This is a genomic window from Erwinia sp. E_sp_B01_1 (genome assembly GCF_036865545.1).
In the GTDB taxonomy this organism is placed as follows: Bacteria; Pseudomonadota; Gammaproteobacteria; order Enterobacterales; family Enterobacteriaceae; genus Erwinia.
In genome coordinates this window covers 829,070-850,673 of record NZ_CP142208.1, presented here as the reverse complement: position 1 = coordinate 850,673, position 21,604 = coordinate 829,070, and the positions used below count along the sequence as shown (strand labels likewise).

Sequence of the window (21,604 nt, the reverse complement as noted above, 5' to 3'; positions counted from 1 at the left end):
CCTAATTCTCAGGAAATTCTTAATCCGCCTGCTTACGCAGGAAGGCCGGAATATCCAGATAGTCAGGCTCTTTGTTCGTTGGCTGGCCCTGATCGTTGACCACTTTAGCCGCAGGTTTCTGCTCCTGAGGTAAAGGCGCCATACCGTGCTGCTGGTAGCGGTGATCCATCACTGGCTGAGTCTGCTGCTGTTTGTTGGTTACCAGGGTGATTTCTGGACGTTTGTCCATACCAATACCGGTGGCAACAACGGTCACACGCAGTTCGTCGTTCATTTCCGGGTCCAGCGAGGTACCGATAACTACGGTCGCATTGTCGGAAGCAAACGCACGGATGGTGTTACCCACAGTTTCAAACTCATCCAGACGCAGGTCGAAGCCAGCCGTGATGTTAACCAGCACGCCACGAGCCCCTGAAAGGTCGATATCTTCCAGCAGTGGGCTGGAAATCGCCATTTCAGCCGCTTCTTCTGCGCGGTCTTCACCACAGGCCACGCCTGAACCCATCATCGCGTAGCCCATTTCGGACATCACGGTGCGCACGTCAGCAAAGTCGACGTTCATCAGGCCAGGACGGGTAATCAGTTCTGCAATACCCTGTACCGCGCCTTTCAGCACGTCGTTGGCTGCGCCGAACGCGTCCAGCAGAGAGATGCCACGGCCAAGCACTTTCAGCAGCTTGTCGTTTGGAATAGTGATCAAAGAGTCGACATGCTTGGAGAGCTCAGCAATACCCTGCTCGGCAAACGCCATGCGCTTTTTGCCTTCGAAATTGAAAGGCTTGGTTACCACAGCAACCGTCAGGATACCTAAATCTTTTGCCACTTCAGCCACAACTGGCGCAGCACCGGTACCGGTACCGCCGCCCATGCCGGCAGCAATAAACACCATGTCTGCACCTTCCAGTGCCTGACGCAGTGCTTCACGGTCTTCTTCAGCAGAGTTACGACCCACTTCCGGATTTGCACCAGCACCTAAACCTTTGGTGATGCCGTTACCAATCTGGATAGTCTGGCCAACTGCGGTTTTACGCAACGCCTGAGCGTCGGTGTTTACCGCGAAAAACTCCACGCCTTCGATGCGTTCGCGCACCATATGCTCAACAGCATTGCCGCCGCCGCCGCCGACGCCGATGACTTTAATCACCGCGTCATTTGTTAATTCCATTGGTTCAAACATAATTTCTCTCCGTTATGTGCCGGTCGCCTGGAGATCATAAATAAGTCTAGCATGATCCCCTTTACTCAAAATTAAAACTCTTTTCTCAGCCAGCTGTTGATTCGTTTGAACCAGTTGCCCACTGAGGCTCTTTTTTCTACATCAGCCTCACCGTTAAGGTGTGACTCTTTTCCGTAGTGCAGCAAGCCAACCGCTGTTGAGTAGTACGGCTCCTGCGCATAATCCGTTAATCCGGTAATGTTCAGCGGCTGGCCAATACGTACCTGCGTGTGGAAAACACGCTGGGCACAAGCCGCCAATCCTTCAATCTGTGCCGCGCCGCCGGTCAGGACGATACCTGCCGCCAGGTGATGCTTCACGCCCTGCTGACGCAGCTGTTCCTGCAGGTGCAGAATCTCGTCATTGACCAGATTCAGCAGCTCGGTATAACGAGGCTCAATAACTTCAGCCAGTGTCTGACGTTGCAGGCTTCGCGGAGGTCGTCCTCCCACGCTTGGAACTTCGACGTTCTCATCTTTTCCGACGATCGAACCCAGCGCACAGCCATGACGAACTTTAATCGCTTCAGCATCCGTTGGAGGCGTCCCGAAGGCATAAGCGATATCGCTGGTCACCACGTTGCCAGCATAAGGGATCACCTTGGTGTGGCGCAGTGCGCCCCCAGTGTAGACCGCAATGTCCATTGTGCCACCGCCGACGTCCACAACGCAGACACCCAGCTCACGTTCATCTTCCGTCAGCACGGCAAAACTTGATGCCAGACCGGCGAAAATCAATTGGTCAACTTTCAGGCCACAACGTTCAACAGCTTTGACAATGTTTTTAGCCATATCGTTGTGACAGGTGATCAAATGTACCTTTGCCTGCATCCGCACGCCGGACAGGCCAACCGGATTTTTGATCCCTTCCTGATAGTCGATCGCATATTCCTGCGGGATAACATGGAGGATGCGGTGTTCATCACGAACACGGACGGATTTTGCGGTGTGTACCACGTTCTCCACATCTTCCTGGGTCACTTCCTCTTCGGAAATAGGAACCATCCCTATTTCGTTCTGGCAACTGATGTGTTTTCCCGATAATGCAAGGTAGACCGAGGAAATCTGGCAGTCAGCCATCAGTTCTGCCTGATCGATGGCGCGCTGAACGCACTTCACCACCGATTCCAGATCGTTCACACCGCCTTTATCCATCCCACGGGATGGGCAACTGCCCACACCAATGATGTTGACCATGCCATCGGGCAGAATTTCCCCTACCAAAGCGGCAACCTTCGCGGTGCCAATCTCGAGTCCAACTACCAGTTTTCTGTCCGTCGACTTGATCATTGTTGTTTAACCTGTGCCTGATTCTGTTGCTGATTACTGTCGGAGGTCTTAATTTCTGCCGGTGCCCATCCTACTGCCGCGCCAGAGTCGTACCGCAAATCCACGTAACTGATACGCTTGTTTTCTGCCTGCGCCTGCTGTTGCAACGTGGGATAGAGCTGGGTGAAACGTTTTAGCCGTTTCATATCTTCGTTGCGTCCCAGTTCCAGACGAACATCATCGCTCAATACCAGTTGCCAGGAGCGCCTGGCGGTCATCGACGCCACCTTCAATTTAAATTTGCTGGCCGCCAGTAAGTCGCTCATCTGGTGATAACCGGCCAGGACCTCTTTTTCGTTGCCTTCCGGACCATACAACATCGGCATCTCTTGTTTGCCAATGTGATTGGCCGGCACGGTGAATGATTTCCCATCTGCATCAACCATATGCAGATCGTTCCAGCGTGCAACAGGCACATACTCTACCAGGTGAATTTTCAGTTCATCGGGCCACTGTTTACGTACGCTGACCTGCTGGATCCACGGCAGACGTTCAATCTGCTGTTGGATAACGTCAACGTCCTGCGACATAAACGTGCCCGGTTCGCCCAGGGAGAGGATAGCCTGTCGGATATCATCATCGGTGGTGTAGTGCGTCTGCCCGGTCACTACCAGCTTCGAGAGCGGCAGCCTTGAGGCATCATTCATCCACTTCACCACCACAAAACCCCCGGCGAGCATCACACCAAGCACCATCATCAGAAAGACGATGCCCGCCAGGCGTGAACCATTGCTGCGCCCGGTACGCGCTTTTTCCTGCGCTTCACGGTTTCGGACATTCAGAGCGGCCTGTGACATATCAGTCGGCCAGCTCCAGAATGCGCGCTACCAGCTGTGAGAAGCTCATACCCGCTTGCTTACCCGCCATTGGGACCAGGCTGTGGCCCGTCATACCAGGGGAGGTGTTCACTTCCAGCAGATAGAACTGGCCGTCACCGCCCATCATGACATCGACGCGTCCCCAGCCACTGCATCCAAGGGCGCGCCAGGCTTTGATAACGATCTCACTGAGTTCAGCTTCCTGCTCTGCGGTCAGACCGCTTGGGCAGAAATATTCCGTCTCATCAGAAAAGTATTTTGCTTCGTAGTCATAAAACTCAGAAACGGTCTGAATGCGAATCGAAGGCAGTATTTCGTCGCCAACTACCGCTACGGTGTACTCCGGGCCACTGAGGAAGGCTTCTACCAGCACTTCGTCATCATGACGGAAAGCTTCGGTCAACGCCGCCTGAAGCGAGCCCGCTTCGTTAACACGGCTGATGCCTACGCTGGAGCCTTCGCTGCTGGGTTTGACAAACACAGGCAGACCCAGCGCCACAATTTTTGCTTCCGTTTCGGCACTCAAGCCCTGGTCCATCTCCAGACGGGTGACAGCCACATAGGGAGATATCGGCAGGCCACACCCCTGCCACAGAAGTTTTGTGCGAAGCTTGTCCATAGTGATGGCGGAAGCCATCACGCCGCTGCCGGTATAAGGAATGGATAAAAACTCCAGCACCCCTTGCAGCGTACCGTCTTCACCACCGCGACCATGCAGGGCGATAAAGGCTTTATCAAAGCCTTCATCTTTCAGGCGCATGACCGGAAAATCACGTATATCAACAGCATGCGCGTCAATACCGGCTTCAATCAGCCCGGCCAGCACGGCATTACCAGACATCAGTGACACTTCGCGCTCCGCTGAGGTACCACCCAGCAATACGGCTACTTTCTCAGCCATGATGATCCCCTTCTTTATTCAGCGGTTGTAACTTTTGTTCTGACAGCGTGCGGGCGATACGCCCTACGTTCCCTGCGCCCTGGACGAGAATTAAATCGTTGCCAGAGAGCTTGGGCGCCAGCATATCCAGTACAGCGTCGTGGTCGGAGACCAGAATGGGATCGACTTTGCCACGTCCCCGGATAGTCCGGCAGAGTGAACGGCTGTCTGCTCCCGGAATCGCCGTTTCGCCAGCGGAGTAAACATCCAGCATCAGCAGAACATCCACCTGCGACAACACGTTTGCGAAGTCGTCATAGAGATCGCGGGTTCGGGTGTAGCGATGCGGCTGGAAAATCATCACCAGCTGCTTGTCCGGCCAGCCTGCACGAGCGGCTTTAATGGTGGCATCCACTTCCGTTGGGTGATGGCCATAGTCATCTACCAGCAATGCGGAGCCCTGCGTACCATCCACCTTTTTCACCGGGTACTCGCCCAGGAAGTCAAAACGACGTCCCGTTCCCTGGAAGCTTTCAAGCGCGCTCAGGATCTCTTCATCCTCAACGCCCTCTTCCGTAGCCACCGCTACCGCGGCTGCTGCATTAAGGGCGTTATGGCGGCCAGGCGCGTTCAGGGTGACATGCATCAGCGGCTTATCATGGCGTGCCAGGGTGAAGTGCCCCTGAGCGCCATGCTGCTCGTAGCTTGCAATCCGCACATCGGCGTCTTCGCTGAAGCCATAAGTGGTGATTTGACGCCCCACGCGCGGGATCAAGTCACGGATCACCACATCATCAACACAGAGCACCGCACGGCCATAAAACGGCAGATTGTGCAGGAAGTTGATAAATGTCTGCTTCAGGTTTTCGAAATCGCCCTGGTAGGTGTCCATATGGTCGGCTTCGATGTTGGTGACAATCGCCACCATCGGCTGAAGATGCAGGAACGAGGCATCGCTCTCATCCGCTTCAGCAATCAGATAACGGCTGCTGCCCAGACGTGCATGGGTACCTGCCGCTTTAACCAGCCCGCCATTAACGAAAGTTGGATCCAGTCCACCTTCTGCATAAATACTTGAGAGCATTGCGGTGGTGGTGGTTTTCCCGTGGGTACCCGCTACGGCGATACCGTGGCGGAAACGCATCAGTTCAGCCAGCATTTCTGCACGGCGAATAACCGGGATACGCGCTTCACGCGCGGCAATAATCTCAGGGTTATCCTGGGATACCGCAGTGGAAACCACCACTACGCTTACGTCAGCAACGTTCTCAGGGCGATGGTTAAAATAGATGGTCGCACCAAGCTTGCTCAGATGTTGGGTTACCGCATTGGGTGCCAGATCTGAACCGCTGATTTCATAGCCTTCGTTGGCCAACACTTCGGCAATACCGCCCATGCCAGCACCGCCGATGCCGACAAAGTGGATGTGCCGGACGCGACGCATCTCGGGCACGATAGTACGCAGTTTTGCCAGTTGTTGTGTATTCATCTCTTCTGCCTGTCAGTACCCGTAAGTACCTGGTTGCGGGTCGATCGTTATCGGCCCTGAAAATTCTTTTACAGCGCAGCCTTGCTGACTTCCGCCGCTACGCGATCGGTTGCATCCGGGATCGCCACTGCACGAGCTTTTGCTGCCATTTGCAGTAAAGTTGGGCGATCCCAGCGGGTCAGCGTCTCTGCCACTACGTCCGCAGTAAACTGCGGCTGCTCATAAATTTTGGCCGCGCCCGCTTTTTCCAGCGGCAGCGCATTCCAGTATTGCTGGCGATCTTTATGCTGAAACGGCACAAAAATTGCCGGTAAACCTGCGGCAGCAACTTCACTTACGGTCAGTGCGCCTGAACGACAAACCACCACATCAGCCCAGGCATAAGCCGCAGCCATATCACTAATAAATTCGGTCACTTTGTGCTGCGTCTGACTGACCTGGGCATAGGCCTGGTTTACCTCTTCCAGTGCGCCCTTCCCTACCTGATGCCAGAGGGTGATCGCCTCACCAAGTTTTGCAGCAACCTGAGGCATCGTCTGGTTCAGTACGCGAGCCCCCTGGCTTCCACCAATGACCAGCACGCGAATGGGGCCGCTACGGTCAGCCAGACGCTGTTCCGGTAAAGGCAGGGCCAGTACATCTGTTCTTACCGGGTTTCCCACCACTTCCGCATCGGGGAAGGCACCCGGAAATGCCTGCATCACCTTTTTGGCAATCTTTGCCAGCCACTTGTTGGTCAGCCCGGCAATACCGTTCTGCTCATGCAGCACCACCGGAATGCCACAACTCCAGGCCGCCAGGCCACCCGGGCCTGAAACGTAACCGCCCATACCCAACACCACATCTGGCTTCCAGGCTTTCATAATCGCTCTGGCCTGACGAACTGCGTTGAAAATACGCAGTGGCGCGGTCAGTTGCGCGCGGAGGCCTTTGCCCCGCAGCCCGGTGATGCGGATAAAATCGATGTCGATGCCATGTTCAGGAACCAGGTCGGCTTCCATCCGGTCTGCGGTACCTAACCAGCGAACCTGCCAGCCCTGAGCCATAAGATGGTGTGCAACCGCCAGCCCGGGGAAGACGTGCCCACCGGTGCCGCCAGCCATCACCATCAGTCGCTTCCCTTTCATCGACTACCTCGCGTAAACGCCTGCGCTTTTGCCAGACGTGTTTCATAATCAATACGTAACAAAAATACGATAGCGGTCGACATAATGATCAGACTCGAACCACCGTAACTGATCAGGGGCAGCGTCAGACCTTTGGTCGGCAGCATACCCGCTGCGGCGCCCACATTGACCAGCGCCTGGAAGCTAAACCACACGCCGATTGAGCAGCCCAGGAAGCCCGCAAAACGCTGGTCGAGCTCAAGCGCACGACGGCCAATGGACATCGCGCGAAAAGCGACGAAGAATACCATTAACAGGGCTAAAACCACACCGATATAACCCAGCTCCTCACCAATGATCGAGAAGATAAAGTCGGTGTGTGCCTCGGGTAAATATTCCAGTTTCTGCACGGAGTTGCCTAACCCCTGGCCCCAAAACTCACCGCGGCCAAACGCCATCAGGGACTGGGTTAACTGGTAGCCACTGCCGAAGGGATCTTCCCACGGGTTCCAGAAAGAGGTCACACGGCGCATACGATAAGGTTCAGCAACAATCAGCAAACACACAGCGAAGATGCCGGAGCCGATAATGGCCAGGAACTGCCAGAGCTTGGCACCCGCCAGGAACAGCATCGCCAGCGTGGTGACAAACAGCACCACCACGGTTCCCAGGTCAGGCTGAGCCAGCAGCAGCACGGCCAGCACCACCATCACGCCCATCGGCTTACAGAATCCCCAAAAGTTGTTACGTACCTCATCAACCTTGCGCACCAGGTAGCTTGCCAGGTAACAGAACAGGGAGAGCTTCGAAAGCTCAGCAGGCTGAATACGTAATGGCCCCAGCGCAATCCAGCGGGATGCACCGTTAACCGAACTCCCCACAACCAGTACAATCAGCAGCATGGCTACCGTCACCATCAGCATGATATTGCTGTAGCGCTGCCAGAAAGCCATCGGCACCCGCAAAGTGACCAGTGCCATGCCGAGCGCCAGCACAATATAGAAGGCGTCACGCTTGGCAAAGTAGAACGGGTCATCAGACAAACGCTGGCCCACCGGCATGGATGCCGAGGTCACCATCACAAATCCCACGATTGCCAGGCCGATGGTCAGCCAAAACAGCGTGCGATCATAAAGAACCATTGAGCTTTCGTCGCTCTCACGTGGGCCCATCACCCACTCTTTCAGACGATTCGCGATACCGCCAGCAAGGTTTATACCAGGAATATGCATCAGCCCAGCTCCTTCGCCAGTTGCGTAAACGCGTCACCGCGCTGCTCAAAGTTTTTAAACTGGTCCAGGCTGGCACAGGCCGGTGAGAGCAAAACCATGTCGCCTGGCTTAACCTGGCTGGCAATCTGCGTCATCGCTTCTGCCAGCGTTTCGGTCCGTACCGCAATATCCGGGCGCAGCGCAGCAAGAGCTTCCCCGTCCTGGCCGAAGCAGTAAGTACGGATGTTGTCACCCTGCAGATAACGCGTCAGCGGGCTGAAATCCGCCGACTTACCGTCACCGCCCAGCAGCAGCCACAAGGTGCCCTGCACCTGAAGACCGTTTAATGCGGCCTCTGTGCTGCCGACATTGGTCGCTTTGGAGTCATTGATCCAGCGCACGCCGTTCCGATCCAGCGCGATCTGGAAGCGATGTGCCAGACCGGTAAAGGTGGTTAAGGTTTGCAGGCTGGAAGCCAGAGGGATGTTAACCGCTTCAGCCAGCGCCAGTGCCGCAAGAGCGTTAGTGAAATTGTGCTGGCCTACCAGCGTCATTTCGCTGGTCTTCAGCACATTTTCGCCGCGCACATTCAGCCAGCTTTCGCCGGACTGCGTGCTGAGATGATAATCACCGGCATCCACGCCAAAGCTGATGCAGCGGGGATCCACGCCACGCAGTGGCAGGGTCAGTGTGTCATCGGCATTCACCACGCAGACTGCGGCCTGTTCATACACGCGCAGCTTTGCTGCCCGGTATTGCTGCATTCCCAGCGGATAGCGATCCATATGATCTTCAGTGACGTTCAGCACCGTGGCCGCTGCCGCTTTCAGGCTGCTGGTGGTCTCAAGCTGGAAACTGGAGAGTTCAAGCACATACAATTCAGCCGCTTGCTCAAGCAGCATCAGTGCCGGAAGACCAATGTTGCCGCCAACGCCAACCTGCAAGCCCGCTGCCCTGGCCATCTCGCCTACCAGCGTGGTCACCGTGCTTTTGCCGTTGGAGCCGGTGATGGCTACCACCGGTGCCTGAGCCTCACGACAAAACAGTTCGATGTCGCCAACAATTTCAACGCCCGCTGCAGCGGCTTCGCTCAGGAACGGATGCGCCAGCGCCATACCGGGGCTGGCCACAATCAGGTCAGCATCCAGCAGCCAGCTTTCATTCAGCGACCCCAGCCAGCGCTCAACGCTTTCAGGCAATTTATCCAGGCCTGGCGGGGAGACACGGGTATCCATCACGCGGGGCGTAACGCCGCGCGCTAAAAAGAAATCAACACAGGAGAGTCCGGTAAGGCCCAATCCGATGATGACGACTTTTTTACCCTGATAGTCAGCCATTATTACCGCACCTTCAGCGTTGCCAGGCCAATCAGCACCAGCATCAGAGAAATAATCCAGAAGCGCACGATCACGCGCGGTTCCGGCCAGCCTTTAAGTTCGTAATGGTGATGAATTGGCGCCATACGGAAAATGCGCTGACCGCGTAATTTAAACGAGCCAACCTGCAGGATCACCGAGAGCGTCTCAACAACGAACACGCCGCCCATAATCACCAGCAGGAACTCCTGACGCAGCAGCACAGCGATAGTCCCAAGCGCGCCGCCCAGAGCCAGTGAACCCACATCACCCATAAAGACCTGAGCCGGGTAAGTGTTGAACCACAGGAAGCCAAGACCCGCGCCCACGATAGCGGTACAGACAATCACCAGCTCACCGGCGTGACGCAGATAAGGGATATGCAGATATTCGGCAAACTTAACGTTACCGGTAGCCCAGGCCACCAGCGCAAAGCCTGCAGCCACAAACACCGTTGGCATAATCGCCAGACCATCCAGACCATCGGTCAGGTTCACAGCGTTGCCCGTGCCTACAATCACGAAGTAGGCCAGCACCACGTAGAACAAGCCCAGCTGTGGCATAACATCTTTGAAGAAAGGCACGACCAGCTCAGTAGCTGGCGTGCCTTTGCCGGCGATGTATAACGCAAAGGCGACGCCCAGCGAGATCACCGACATCCAGAAATACTTCCAGCGGGCGATCAGGCCTTTGGTATCTTTACGCACAACTTTGCGGTAATCGTCGACAAAACCGATGATGCCAAAGCCCACCAGCACTACCAGCACGCACCAGACATAAGGGTTTGACGGATAGGCCCACATCAGCACCGACACGGTGATTGAAAACAGGATCATCACGCCGCCCATAGTTGGCGTACCGCGTTTGCTGAAATGGGATTCAGGGCCGTCGTTACGAACGACCTGACCAAAAGACATTTCCTGCAGACGGGCGATCATACGCGGCCCCATCCACAGTGAGATAAACAGGGCGGTCAGCAGGCTGACAATGGCGCGAAACGTCAGATAGGAAAAGACGTTAAAGCCAGAATAAAAAGTGACCAGATGCTCGGCCAGCCAGACTAACATGTTCCATTCTCCTGTAAGCTCTGTACTACCTGCTCCATGGCGGCACTACGTGAACCTTTAACTAAAATCGTGATAACAGGATGCTCAGTAAGCAGTGCCTGAAGACGGGCCGTGACAGCAGCCTTATCGGTAAGATGTTCGCCCACTCCGCTGGCCTCGCTGATTAACCTGCTCAGCGTTCCTGTGCTCAGTACTTTATCAATGCCGGCCAGACGAGCGGCCTCGCCCACTTCGCGATGGCACTCCTGCGCCTCATCGCCCAGCTCTGCCATATCGCCCACGACCATGACTCTGTAGCCCGGCATTTCTGACAGCACCTGAGCAGCAGCGGTCATGGAACCTACGTTCGCGTTATAGCTGTCATCCAGCAGCAGTTTGTTTTCAGCCAGCAGCACCGGGAAAAGTCTCCCCGGGACCGCTTTAAGATGAGTTAACCCTTTCTGGATAGCGCTTAGTGGCGCCTCAACCGACAATGCCAGTGCGGCCGCAGCCAGGGCATTCGCGATGTTGTGACGCCCCGGCAGAGGCAGATGGATTGCCACGCTGCCCGCCGGGGTGATCATCATGAAGTCCGTGCCGGTGCTGGTAACTTTAATGTCAGTAGCAGTGAAGTTGCTGTCCGCCTGGGGATCAGAGGAGAAACGCCAGACCTTTTTGCTGTGCAGAACCTGCTGCCAGTGTGGCCAGTCATTGCTGTCCGCGTTCAGGATTGCCGTGCCGTTAACCGGCAGGCCCTGGAAAATTTCACCTTTAGCTTTTGCCACGCCAGCCAGCGAACCAAAACCTTCCAGATGGGCTGCCGCCAGATTGTTTACCAGCGCAGTTTCGGGACGGGTGATATCCGTGGTCCAGGCGATTTCACCCTGATGATTGGCGCCCAGTTCAATGACCGCATAGCGGTGTTGCTCCGTAAGACGCAGCAGGGTCAGCGGCACACCAATGTCATTATTCAGGTTGCCTGCGGTGTAGAGCGTTTCGCCACATTCACGAAGAATGGCAGCCGTCATCTCCTTCACCGACGTTTTACCGGAGGAGCCTGTCAGGGCAACCACACGGGCAGAAGCGTGTTGACGCACCCAGCCAGCCAGCTGACCCAGGGCAATGCGGGTATCTGCCACCACCACCTGGGGAACGGCAACAGGTAAGTGCTTACTCACTAATAAAGCTGCCGAACCGGCTGTTAACGCATCAGCGACAAAATCATGGGCGTCAAAACGCTCACCCTTCAGGGCAACAAACAGGCAGCCAGCAGTGGCTTTACGCGTATCCGTGGTGACTTCTGCGATGGAGAGATCGCCACCAAAGAGTTTGCCGCCGGTGATTTCGGCCAGGGTTTTCAGGGATAAGGCGATCATGCCAGCACCCCCAGCAAACGGGCAACCGTGGTGCGGTCTGAGTAATCCAGACGGCGGTTGCCGATAATTTGATAGTCTTCGTGGCCTTTGCCTGCGACCAGAACGATGTCCCCTTCCTGCGCCTGCATCACGGTGTTAGTAACCGCCTGTGCACGCCCCGGTACTACGCGTGCGCGGCCCGCATCAAGAAGCCCGCTCAGCACATCCTCAACAATGGCAGCAGGATCTTCACTGCGCGGATTGTCATCGGTGATCACCACCACGTCTGAAAACTGTTCAGCAATAGCGCCCATTAGTGGGCGCTTACCTTTATCGCGATCGCCGCCGCAGCCGAAGACACACCACAGTTTGCCTTTGCAGTGCAGACGGGCAGCCTGCAATGCTTTTTCCAGCGCATCTGGCGTATGAGCATAATCCACCACTACGGCAGGTTTGCCTGGGGCACTGAATACTTCCATACGGCCGGTTACGGGCTGGAGCTGATTACCCGTGGCGATCAGCGAAGCCAGAGGATAGCCCAGCGCCAGTAAGGTTCCCAGCGCTACCAGCAGGTTGCTGACGTTGAATGCGCCCATCAGGCGACTCTCGATTTCGCCCTCACCCCAACTGGATTCAAAACGGACGCTGGCGCCATTATCGTGATAATCCACCTGAGTCGCTTTCAGCCAGCGCCCACGGCATTCGGGCTGAAGATTATTCTCCATCGTCACCGCAACCGCATCTGGCAGCTTCTGTAGCCAGCGACGGCCAACCTCATCATCGGCGTTCACAATTGCCTGGCCGACCATATGCTCGGAAAATAACAGCCATTTCGCGGCTTCATAGCGCGTCATATCACCGTGGTAATCCAGATGGTCACGGCTCAGGTTGGTAAAGGCAGCGGCCGCAAAGGGCAGGGCCGCCACACGGTGCTGAATCAGACCGTGAGAAGAAATTTCCATCGCCGCAAGGGTCGCGCCCTCTTCTACCAGCGAGTTCAGCGTTTGCTGAATTTCAACGGCAGAACCCGTGGTATTGTCTGTGGGCACCAGTTGACCATAAAGGCCATTGCCTACGGTTCCCATCACTGCGCCGGTTTCCCCCAGCAGCTGGCCCCATTGCGCCAGCAACTGGGTGGTGGTGGTTTTACCGTTGGTCCCGGTCACCCCAATCAGCCTGAGTTTTTCGCCAGGCTGCTGATAGAAACGGCCAGCCAGCGCAGAGAGACGCTGGGAAAGCTGTGCCAGATAGATAACGGGCACACCGTGTTTCCCGACGATCTGACCATCTTCAGCTTCGCCTTCTGCGTCAGCAATGACTGCCGCTACGCCCTGGGCGATAGCTTGTGAAATAAAGTGGCGGCCATCAACTGCATGACCTTTAATGGCGACAAACAGATCGCCGGACGCCGCGACGCGGCTGTCCAGAATCATTTCACGTAACGCCCGTTCAGGTGCACCAGGCACCCACGGGGCCAGTAAGTCGCGCAGGCTACGATCGGTCACTGGATCCCTCTCTTCTGTTTTCTACCATCTCGCTTTTGTCACCCTGGCTTGGGGGAAGCGCATCAGGTTCGATGTTCATGGTGCGTAATACACCGCCCATAATGGCGCCAAACACCGGCGCAGAAACTGCACCGCCGTAATATTTACCGGCCTGAGGATCGTTGATAACCACCACCAGGGCAAAACGGGGACGGCTTGCAGGTGCCACACCTGCGGTATAAGCAATGTATTTATTGACGTAACGTCCATCCGGACCGACTTTCTTCGCGGTACCGGTTTTGATTGCAATGCGGTATCCCTTGATGGCGGCTTTCACCCCACCGCCACCGGGCAGAGCCACGCTCTCCATCATGTGCATTACGGTGCGAACCAGCTCTTCAGGGAACACACGCTGACCCGAAACGGGCGGATCAACTTTGGTGATCGACAGCGGGCGATAAACGCCGTAGCTGCCAACCGTTGCATAGACACGCGCTAACTGTAACGGCGTTACCATCAGCCCGTAGCCGAAAGAGAAGGTGGCCCTCTCTATGTCAGACCACCGTTGTTTTTGAGGATATAAGCCACTGCTTTCTCCGACCAACCCCAAATTGGTCGCCTTTCCCAGTCCAAAGCGTGCGTAAGTATCTACTAACGCTGAGGATGGCATCGCTAACGCCAGCTTTGAAACACCGACGTTACTCGATTTCTGCAGAACCCCGGTCAGGGTCAGCTCGTTGTATCGCGCCACATCTTTGATTTCGTGACCATTTACGCGATACGGAACGGTATTCAGCACGCTATTTTCTTTCACCACGCCGTGTTGCAGCGCGGTCATCACCACCATCGGCTTAACGGTTGAGCCAGGTTCGAAAATGTCGGTGATAGCGCGGTTACGCATGACATCTTTGGTGGTACCGCTGAGATTGTTTGGGTTATAGGCCGGGCTGTTAGCCATCGCCAACACTTCGCCGGTATTGACATCAACCAGCACCGCCGTGCCTGATTCAGCTTTATTGAAAGCCACTGCATTGTTGAGTTCCCGGTAGACCAGGGCCTGCAAGCGCTCATCAATACTCAAAGCCAGATTGTGGGCTGCACGACTGTCCACGGAAGAGATATCTTCAATGACCCGGCCATGACGATCTTTACGGACTGTTCGCTCACCAGGCTGGCCGGTCAGCCATTTATCAAAGCTTTTTTCAACCCCTTCAATGCCCTGGCCATCAATATTGGTAAAACCAATCAAATGCGAAGTGACCTGACCTGCCGGGTAATAGCGGCGGGATTCTTCACGCAGGAAAATGCCGGGTAGTTTGAGTTTTTTGATGTAGTCGCCGATTGCCGGATTCACCTGACGGGCAAGGTAGACAAAACGCCCTTTTGGATTGGCATTGATTCTGGCCGCCAGCTGGTCAAGCGGAATAGAGAGGGCATCAGAGAGGGCTTTCCAGCGGCTGTCGAGCGTGATGCCGCCTTTATCATGGAGTTCTTTCGGATCGGCCCAGATGGCGTTAACCGGTACGCTCACCGCTAAAGGTCGCCCCGCGCGGTCGGTAATCATACCTCGCGCCGTAGGCACTGCCTGCACGCGAAGAGAACGCATATCCCCTTCCCGTACCAGCTTGTCGGGGTTGATAACCTGAAGATAAGCCACCCGCGAGAGCAGCCCAACCAGCGCGAGTAAAATACAGCCGCACAGCAACGCAAAACGCCAGCTGACAAAGCTGGCCTGATCTTCACTGCGTTTTAACTTCAGCGTCTTGCTTGCGGGTTTCATTCAGTCTCTTAAGGTTGAACCACAATGTTTTCCTGCGATGGATCGACATGCTGCATTTGCAGTTTTTCGGTTGCCGTCCTTTCGACCCGGCTATGGTCGCCCAGGGCATTCTCTTCAAGGATCAGGTTGCGCCATTCAATGTCCAGCGCATCCCGTTCCAGTACTAACTGTTCACGCTGAGCGGTGAGCAGGCGCGTTTTATGCGCGGTGGTCACCACCAGTACGGCTGAAATCAGCACGGCGACGGCCAGAATTAACGGGATTTTACCGTGGCGAAGAAGATCGCCGCCGATCACACCCGGTAAACTGTGCCGTTCGTTGCCAATCATGAGGCCGTCCTCTCAGCGATACGTAATACAGAGCTGCGTGCTCGGGGATTTTCGCCCACTTCCCGATCGCCGGGCATCATCTTGCCCAGTGCTTTCAGGTGGCGACCGCCAAGCTTGCTCAGCTGCGCTTCGGTCATCGGGATGCCAGCCGGAACCTGTGGACCACGGCTCTGCTCGCGCATAAAGCGTTTTACGATACGGTCTTCAAGCGAATGGAAACTTATCACTGATAAACGGCCTTCCGGTGCCAGCGCACTGAGCGCGCCTTTCAGCGCCTGTTCAATCTCTTCCAGTTCGCTGTTCACCCAGATACGGATCGCCTGAAAACTGCGGGTCGCAGGGTGCTTGAATTTGTCTTTCACCGGTGTCGCAGCGTAGATCACATCTGCCAGCTCTTTGGTTCGGGTCATCGGCTGCTCGCGGTTGCGTTCAACGATGGCTCGTGCAATGCGTTTGGCAAAACGCTCCTCACCAAAGGTCTTGAGTACAAAGGCGATATCGCTCTCTTCAGCCTGAAGCAGCCATTGCGAGGCGGATAACCCCTGGTGGGATCCATGCGCATATCCAGCGGGCCATCGCGCATAAATGAAAATCCGCGTTCGGCATCATCCAGCTGTGGCGATGAGACGCCAAGATCCAGCAGAATGCCGTCGATCTTGCCGGTAAGACCGCGCTCTTCGGCGTAGTCAGCCAGCGCTGAAAAAGGGCCATGAATAATGGTAAAGCGTGGATCTGTAATCTCTGCGGCAGCGGCAATCGCTTGTGGATCACGATCGATGGCGTAAAGATGCCCTTTCTCTCCCAACTGAGAGAGGATCAGGCGTGAATGTCCACCCCTGCCAAAGGTGCCATCAAGATAGATGCCGTCCGGTTTGATGTTGAGGCCATTGACCGCTTCATCTAACAGCACCGTGGTATGTTTGAAATTTTCCTGCATAGCTATAATGACAAATCCTGCAAACGCTCAGATAAGGGTTCCTGAGTCGACTGCTCTGCGTCAATATCCTCCCTGACTTGTTGATACCAGGTCTGTTCATCCCACAGCTCAAACTTGTTGAACTGTCCAACCAGCATCACTTCTTTGGTCAGGTTCGCGTGCTGACGTAGCGTGGTCGCTATCAGCAGACGGCCTGCATTATCCATCTGGCATTCGCTGGCATGCCCCAGCAACAGACGCTGTACGCGTCGTTCTGCAGGATTCATGCTCGATAATCGTGCCAGTTTACGTTCAATAATTTCCCATTCGGGCAGGGTATAAAGCAGCAGGCATGTCTGGTGGAGGTCAATGGTACAGACCATTTGCCCCTGAGATTCCCCAATCAGCATTTCGCGATAACGCGTAGGTACGGCGAGCCGTCCCTTGCTGTCGAGATTGACTAACGTTGCTCCACGGAACATGCCAGCCTCACCCCCCAAATACCTTTGTTCACCACTTTAAACCACAAATTCCCACCGACGGAGTTTACGGAGCGGAGGAAAACATTGTCAAGCGACGCCGGAGGCCAAAAGGGATTATTTATGGGCCGGTTAAAACCTGGAAGGAGTTAAAAAGAACGCGGTGAGGTCAGGAATTCAAAAATAAACTAATGAATAGCGTCAGAAAATTTTGCTTCAAAATTACATCGCTCAAAAATATGCCAATTTTAAGCGCTGAGATCTGCGCCCCGATCCCGGCAGCCTCAGGGGCATTTTAGGGTATTTCCTAACATATTGACATCGCAGTCGCGCCAGGCCTGAGCTACCCGTTTTGCCTGGCAAGGTAAATTTTTAATTATCATGAAAATTCAGCAAATGATAAGAGCGGCGATGTTTTGCCTTTACTTTTATTTACGTGAAAAAGAAGTAATGAAGCATCGGCGATTTACCTGCGGCTGGTTTTTAGCAAAAACCTTGAATTCGATCAAAAAGAAAAAAGGCAGCAGGCTGCCTTTTTATGTGGAAATGTTAACTGACTTTACGACTCAATCTGCCGCGTCGATATAGATTGCGACGGATTCTTGTTAATCCCGGCTTGGGTTTGCGGGGTTCATCCAGGCTGGCAAGCACCAGCTCCAGTACCCGTTCTGCCACATCCCGGTGACGCTGCCCCACGGCCAGTACCGGACAATCCAGGAAATCCAGCAGCTCATGGTCGCCAAAGGTGGCGATAGCTAAATCGCCTGGCAGACGCCCTTCACGCTTCAGCGTGACATCCATCACCCCCTGAAGCAGCCCAAAAGAGGTGGTAAAGAGGGCATCAGGCATTTCATGCGTTTCCAGCCATTTCTCAAACAGGGCCGCTGCTGCAGTCCGTTCAAAACTGTTGGCATAGATATAATCGATTGTCCGCTCATCGTCTTTCCATGCCTGGCGAAAGCCCATTTCACGCAGGAAACTGACCGATAGCTCAGGCAAGGCACCGAGAAACAGGACGGATTCCACCGGCTGCTTACGCAATTCAGCAGCCAGCATCTCCGCATCATCCTGATCGGCGCCGACCACGCTGGTGAAGTGCTCGCGATCTAACGCACGATCCAGTGCAATGATGGGCAAGGGATCGTTGATCCAGCGCTGATAAAAGGGATGTTCAGGCGGCAAAGAGGTGGAGACTATGATTGCATCAACCTGACGCTGAAGAAGGTGTTCCACACAGCGCATTTCGTTATCGGGCTGATCTTCAGAGCAGGCGATCAGCAGCTGGTAGCCACGCTGACGGGCCTGCCGTTCAAGGTAGTTTGCAATGCGCGTGTAGCTGGTATTCTCAAGATCGGGAATAACCAGTCCGATTGAGCGCGTACGTCCTGCCCTGAGCCCGGCCGCCACCGCGTTGGGGTGGTAATTATGCTCGCGCACCACCGCCATGACCTTCTCAACTGTTTTGTCGCTGACACGATACTGCTTTGCTTTGCCGTTGATAACATAGCTGGCAGTTGTGCGCGACACACCGGCCAGGCGCGCAATTTCATCCAGTTTCACAATAACCCCACGCTAGCACCGGGATGGCGCAGAAAATAGCCACATCGCGGCAATGGTTAAGACAATTGCTACATCTAACAGCAGAATAGTTTAGCGAGCAACCGCTTTTAGTTCTGTGCGCCAGCTTTCAGACAAAAAATAAAAAACCCAGCATTACGCTGGGTTAGCAGAAAACAGAGATCGTGACCTGGCGCAATTACCGCATAATGCGATCGCCGCGAGAGACACCCACAATGCCGGAGCGGGCAACTTCCACGATTTCAGCTACCTCACGAACCGTGCTGAGAAACGCATCCAGCTTGTCACTGGTTCCTGCCAGCTGAACCGTATAAAGCGACGGCGTGACGTCTACGATCTGTCCACGGAAAATTTCAGCGCTGCGTTTAACCTCTTCACGGCCATAACCGGTAGCCTGGATTTTCACCAGCATCACTTCGCGCTCAACATACGCCCCCTGCCCCAGTTCGCTGACTCGCAGCACGTCCACCAGCTTATGCAGCTGCTTTTCAATCTGCTCAAGCACCTTCTGATCGCCGACGGTCTGAATAGTCATGCGGGAAAGCGTGGGATCGTCAGTGGGCGCCACCGTCAGGCTTTCAATGTTATAACCACGCTGAGAGAACAAGCCCACCACGCGGGACAATGCGCCGGATTCGTTCTCCAGCAGTACTGATAAAACACGACGCATAATTAAGTCCTCTCCGTTTTGCTAAGCCACATTTCATCCATTCCCCCGCCGCGAATCTGCATAGGGTAGACATGCTCGGTGCCATCAACGTTCACATCGACAAACACCAGACGCCCTTTACCCAACTCTTCCAGTGCCTGGGTCAGTTTGGCTTCCAGCTCTTCCGGGTGACTGATGCCAATCCCGACATGGCCATAAGCTTCGGCAAGGCGCACGAAATCAGGCAGAGACTCCATATAAGACTGGGAGTGACGGCCGGAATAGATCATATCCTGCCACTGTTTCACCATTCCCAGGAACCGGTTGTTCAGGCTTAACACCAGTACCGGCAGATCGTATTGCAGCGCGGTCGACAGCTCCTGGATGTTCATCTGAATACTGCCGTCCCCGGTGACACACACCACGGTCTCTTCCGGCAGGGCAAGTTTGACACCCAGCGCTGCGGGCAGGCCAAAGCCCATAGTGCCCAGCCCGCCGGAGTTGATCCAGCGGCGCGGTTTATCAAACGGGTAGTACAGGGCGGCAAACATCTGGTGCTGGCCGACGTCGGAGGTCACATAGGCCTCACCTTTGGTCAGGCGCCAGATAGTTTCGATAACGGCCTGTGGCTTGATTTTCTCGCTGCCACGATCGAACTCCAGACACTGACGGGAGCGCCACTGGTCAATGCTTTGCCACCAGTCGCGAAGACTGTCAAAGTCCTGGTTTTTTTCACCCTGGCTCAGCAGATCAATCATCTGCGTCAGCACCTGTTTCGCATCGCCAACGATAGGCACATCCGCCGCTACAGTTTTGGATATCGAGGTTGGATCGATATCAATGTGCAGCACGGTGGCATTCGGGCAATATTTTGCGAGGTTGTTTGTGGTGCGGTCGTCAAAGCGCACGCCAACGGCAAAAATCACGTCAGCGTTGTGCATGGTCATATTGGCTTCATAGGTGCCGTGCATTCCAAGCATTCCCACGCTCTGACGGTGCGTACCGGGAAATGCACCCAGGCCCATCAGGGAGCAGGCCACGGGCAGATTCAGGGTTTCAGCAATCTGACGAAGTTCATCATGACATTCGGCATTGATTACGCCGCCTCCGGCATAAATGACCGGTTTTTTTGCGGCCAGCAAGGTTTGCAGCGCGCGTTTAATCTGGCCTTTATGTCCCTGCGTCGTGGGATTGTAGGAGCGCATGCTGACTTCATCCGGCCAGACATAAGGCAGTTTGTTAGCCGGGTTCATCATATCTTTTGGCAGATCGATGACTACCGGGCCAGGGCGACCACTGGCGGCCAGCCAGAACGCTTTCTTCATAATGGTCGGAATCTCTTCCGCCTGCTTCACCATAAAGCTGTGCTTCACGACCGGACGGGAAATCCCGACCATATCGCACTCCTGGAAGGCATCGTATCCGATCAGTGAGGAAGGTACCTGGCCGGAAAGCACCACCAGTGGAATAGAATCCATATAGGCAGTTGCGATGCCGGTGATGGCGTTGGTGGCGCCAGGGCCGGAGGTGACCAGCACCACGCCCACTTCGCCGGTTGAACGGGCATAACCGTCAGCCATATGCACGGCGCCCTGCTCATGACGCACCAGCACATGATCGATACCGCCAACGGTTTGCAGCGCATCATAAATATCAAGCACTGCCCCACCGGGGTAGCCGAATACATGTTTAACGCCCTGATCGATCAACGATCGAACGACCATCTCGGCTCCTGACAACATCTCCATTTTTGCCTCCAGGCTTTAAGGTGCTGATTTATCTTTGCCGCGCCCTCAATCACCTTCATAAAAGCAAGGCGGGCAGATAAGGTCAAAACCTGTGTTTATGCAAAGACGCTGGAATTCATTTCCAGCATCCGGGTACAGGGTGAATCCCTGACTGTTTTTATGCGTTGATGAAATACCATAACCGTAGAAAAGTTGGCAGGCAAACCTCTGACACAGGCTTTTGCATAATAACAGGTACGCAAGGCACTACCCGCTACGGAGACTTATCGACAAATACACTGACTAAACGGCGAAAGAAAAGCGAATTATTCTGGTGAGCAATTCTTTTGCAGTGCGATCGTTTTGTTATTAAAAGGTTCCAGAGCCAAATAGAAGTTCACCTGTTCAAACATCGTGGCTATTTCAGGTTTATCTGCTGCCTGATATTCCTTATAAAAAACAATTATCTGAACACAGGGAAATTATTTCCGCAGGTCATCCATAAGCTTTTCCTATTCATCATGTTGATTAGCCAATCTTTTTTTAAGCATCCGGGCCTGACATCCCCTCAATACCCCGTTGAAAAACAGCCCCTGGCGTTTCACCTTGCCCTTTGTTCTGCAGCCGGTCCCTGCTTCAGAATTATTTTCCTGAGCCTCTTCCCGCTTAACATAATTAACCTGACGGCTTTGGTTGACATCGCCCCCAAAAATCAAGTATCAATAAAGGAACAGCTAATTTATGGGGTCTGATTCAATGATTCGTTCCACTCGCCTACTCGGTCTACTACTAAACGCATCTCCATTGCGCGGTAGACTTGTGGGCGAAGAAATGAATTACTGATTCAGGCTTACAAAC

At 54.6% G+C, this 21,604-nt stretch carries 17 protein-coding genes and 1 pseudogene; all 18 read right to left on the bottom strand.

The genetic code is table 11. The annotated features are described in order from the left end of the window. Positions 1–19 precede the first annotated feature (19 nt). The 18 genes and pseudogenes from ftsZ to ilvI all read right to left on the bottom strand — a co-directional run bounded on the left by ftsZ (position 20) and on the right by ilvI (position 20,767). The gene (ftsZ, locus tag VRC33_RS04015) at positions 20–1,177 is read right to left on the bottom strand and encodes a cell division protein FtsZ (RefSeq protein WP_338561082.1); all 1,158 of its coding nucleotides are present in this window, start codon (positions 1,175–1,177) and stop codon (positions 20–22) included. A gap of 71 nt (positions 1,178–1,248) precedes the next feature. Beyond that, positions 1,249–2,505, bottom strand: coding sequence for a cell division protein FtsA (ftsA, locus tag VRC33_RS04010; RefSeq protein ID WP_338561080.1), 1,257 nt, complete (start codon positions 2,503–2,505; stop codon positions 1,249–1,251). Further along, positions 2,502–3,341, bottom strand: coding sequence for a cell division protein FtsQ (gene ftsQ, locus VRC33_RS04005; protein WP_338561078.1), 840 nt, complete (start codon positions 3,339–3,341; stop codon positions 2,502–2,504). Before ftsQ ends, ftsA begins: the two co-directional genes overlap by 4 nt. Position 3,342: 1 nt before the next feature. Continuing rightward, complete coding sequence (locus VRC33_RS04000) at positions 3,343–4,263, bottom strand: D-alanine--D-alanine ligase (RefSeq protein ID WP_338561076.1); 921 nt, start codon at positions 4,261–4,263, stop codon at positions 3,343–3,345. Beyond that, positions 4,256–5,731: a UDP-N-acetylmuramate--L-alanine ligase gene (gene murC / locus VRC33_RS03995; RefSeq protein WP_338561074.1), complete on the bottom strand. Its 1,476-nt coding sequence runs from the start codon at positions 5,729–5,731 to the stop codon at positions 4,256–4,258. The genes VRC33_RS04000 and murC overlap by 8 nt, the downstream gene beginning before the upstream one ends. A gap of 68 nt (positions 5,732–5,799) precedes the next feature. Continuing rightward, positions 5,800–6,858 carry an undecaprenyldiphospho-muramoylpentapeptide beta-N-acetylglucosaminyltransferase gene (murG, locus tag VRC33_RS03990; RefSeq protein ID WP_338561071.1) on the bottom strand — a complete coding sequence of 353 codons (1,059 nt, stop codon included), beginning with the start codon at positions 6,856–6,858 and terminating at the stop codon, positions 5,800–5,802. Further along, the gene (gene ftsW / locus VRC33_RS03985; protein WP_338561068.1) at positions 6,855–8,069 is read right to left on the bottom strand and encodes a cell division protein FtsW; all 1,215 of its coding nucleotides are present in this window, start codon (positions 8,067–8,069) and stop codon (positions 6,855–6,857) included. Before ftsW ends, murG begins: the two co-directional genes overlap by 4 nt. After that, on the bottom strand, positions 8,069–9,385 hold the full coding sequence (gene murD, locus VRC33_RS03980) for a UDP-N-acetylmuramoyl-L-alanine--D-glutamate ligase (protein ID WP_338561066.1): 1,317 nt from the start codon (positions 9,383–9,385) through the stop codon (positions 8,069–8,071). The genes ftsW and murD overlap by 1 nt, the downstream gene beginning before the upstream one ends. 2 nt (positions 9,386–9,387) lie before the next feature. After that, entirely contained in the window at positions 9,388–10,470 is a 1,083-nt protein-coding gene (mraY, locus tag VRC33_RS03975) for a phospho-N-acetylmuramoyl-pentapeptide-transferase (protein WP_338561064.1), read from the bottom strand. After that, positions 10,464–11,825 (bottom strand): UDP-N-acetylmuramoyl-tripeptide--D-alanyl-D-alanine ligase, encoded by a 1,362-nt coding sequence (murF, locus tag VRC33_RS03970; protein ID WP_338561062.1) that lies wholly within the window; start codon positions 11,823–11,825, stop codon positions 10,464–10,466. The genes mraY and murF overlap by 7 nt, the downstream gene beginning before the upstream one ends. Then, the gene (gene murE, locus VRC33_RS03965; RefSeq protein ID WP_338561060.1) at positions 11,822–13,309 is read right to left on the bottom strand and encodes a UDP-N-acetylmuramoyl-L-alanyl-D-glutamate--2,6-diaminopimelate ligase; all 1,488 of its coding nucleotides are present in this window, start codon (positions 13,307–13,309) and stop codon (positions 11,822–11,824) included. Before murE ends, murF begins: the two co-directional genes overlap by 4 nt. Then, positions 13,296–15,068 (bottom strand): peptidoglycan glycosyltransferase FtsI, encoded by a 1,773-nt coding sequence (locus VRC33_RS03960; protein WP_338561057.1) that lies wholly within the window; start codon positions 15,066–15,068, stop codon positions 13,296–13,298. The genes murE and VRC33_RS03960 overlap by 14 nt, the downstream gene beginning before the upstream one ends. A gap of 8 nt (positions 15,069–15,076) precedes the next feature. Further along, positions 15,077–15,397 carry a cell division protein FtsL gene (ftsL, locus tag VRC33_RS03955; RefSeq protein WP_338561054.1) on the bottom strand — a complete coding sequence of 107 codons (321 nt, stop codon included), beginning with the start codon at positions 15,395–15,397 and terminating at the stop codon, positions 15,077–15,079. Beyond that, positions 15,394–16,334, bottom strand: a pseudogene (gene rsmH / locus VRC33_RS03950) (16S rRNA (cytosine(1402)-N(4))-methyltransferase RsmH). The gene ftsL and the pseudogene rsmH overlap by 4 nt, the downstream one beginning before the upstream one ends. A 2-nt stretch (positions 16,335–16,336) precedes the next feature. Beyond that, entirely contained in the window at positions 16,337–16,795 is a 459-nt protein-coding gene (gene mraZ, locus VRC33_RS03945) for a division/cell wall cluster transcriptional repressor MraZ (RefSeq protein WP_338561052.1), read from the bottom strand. Between the two features lie 546 nt (positions 16,796–17,341). Next, on the bottom strand, positions 17,342–18,352 hold the full coding sequence (gene cra / locus VRC33_RS03940; RefSeq protein ID WP_338561050.1) for a catabolite repressor/activator: 1,011 nt from the start codon (positions 18,350–18,352) through the stop codon (positions 17,342–17,344). Positions 18,353–18,548: 196 nt separating this feature from the next. Then, on the bottom strand, positions 18,549–19,040 hold the full coding sequence (gene ilvN / locus VRC33_RS03935; RefSeq protein ID WP_338561048.1) for an acetolactate synthase small subunit: 492 nt from the start codon (positions 19,038–19,040) through the stop codon (positions 18,549–18,551). 2 nt (positions 19,041–19,042) lie between these two features. Beyond that, complete coding sequence (ilvI, locus tag VRC33_RS03930) at positions 19,043–20,767, bottom strand: acetolactate synthase 3 large subunit (protein WP_338561046.1); 1,725 nt, start codon at positions 20,765–20,767, stop codon at positions 19,043–19,045. Between the last annotated feature and the right edge of the window lie 837 nt (positions 20,768–21,604).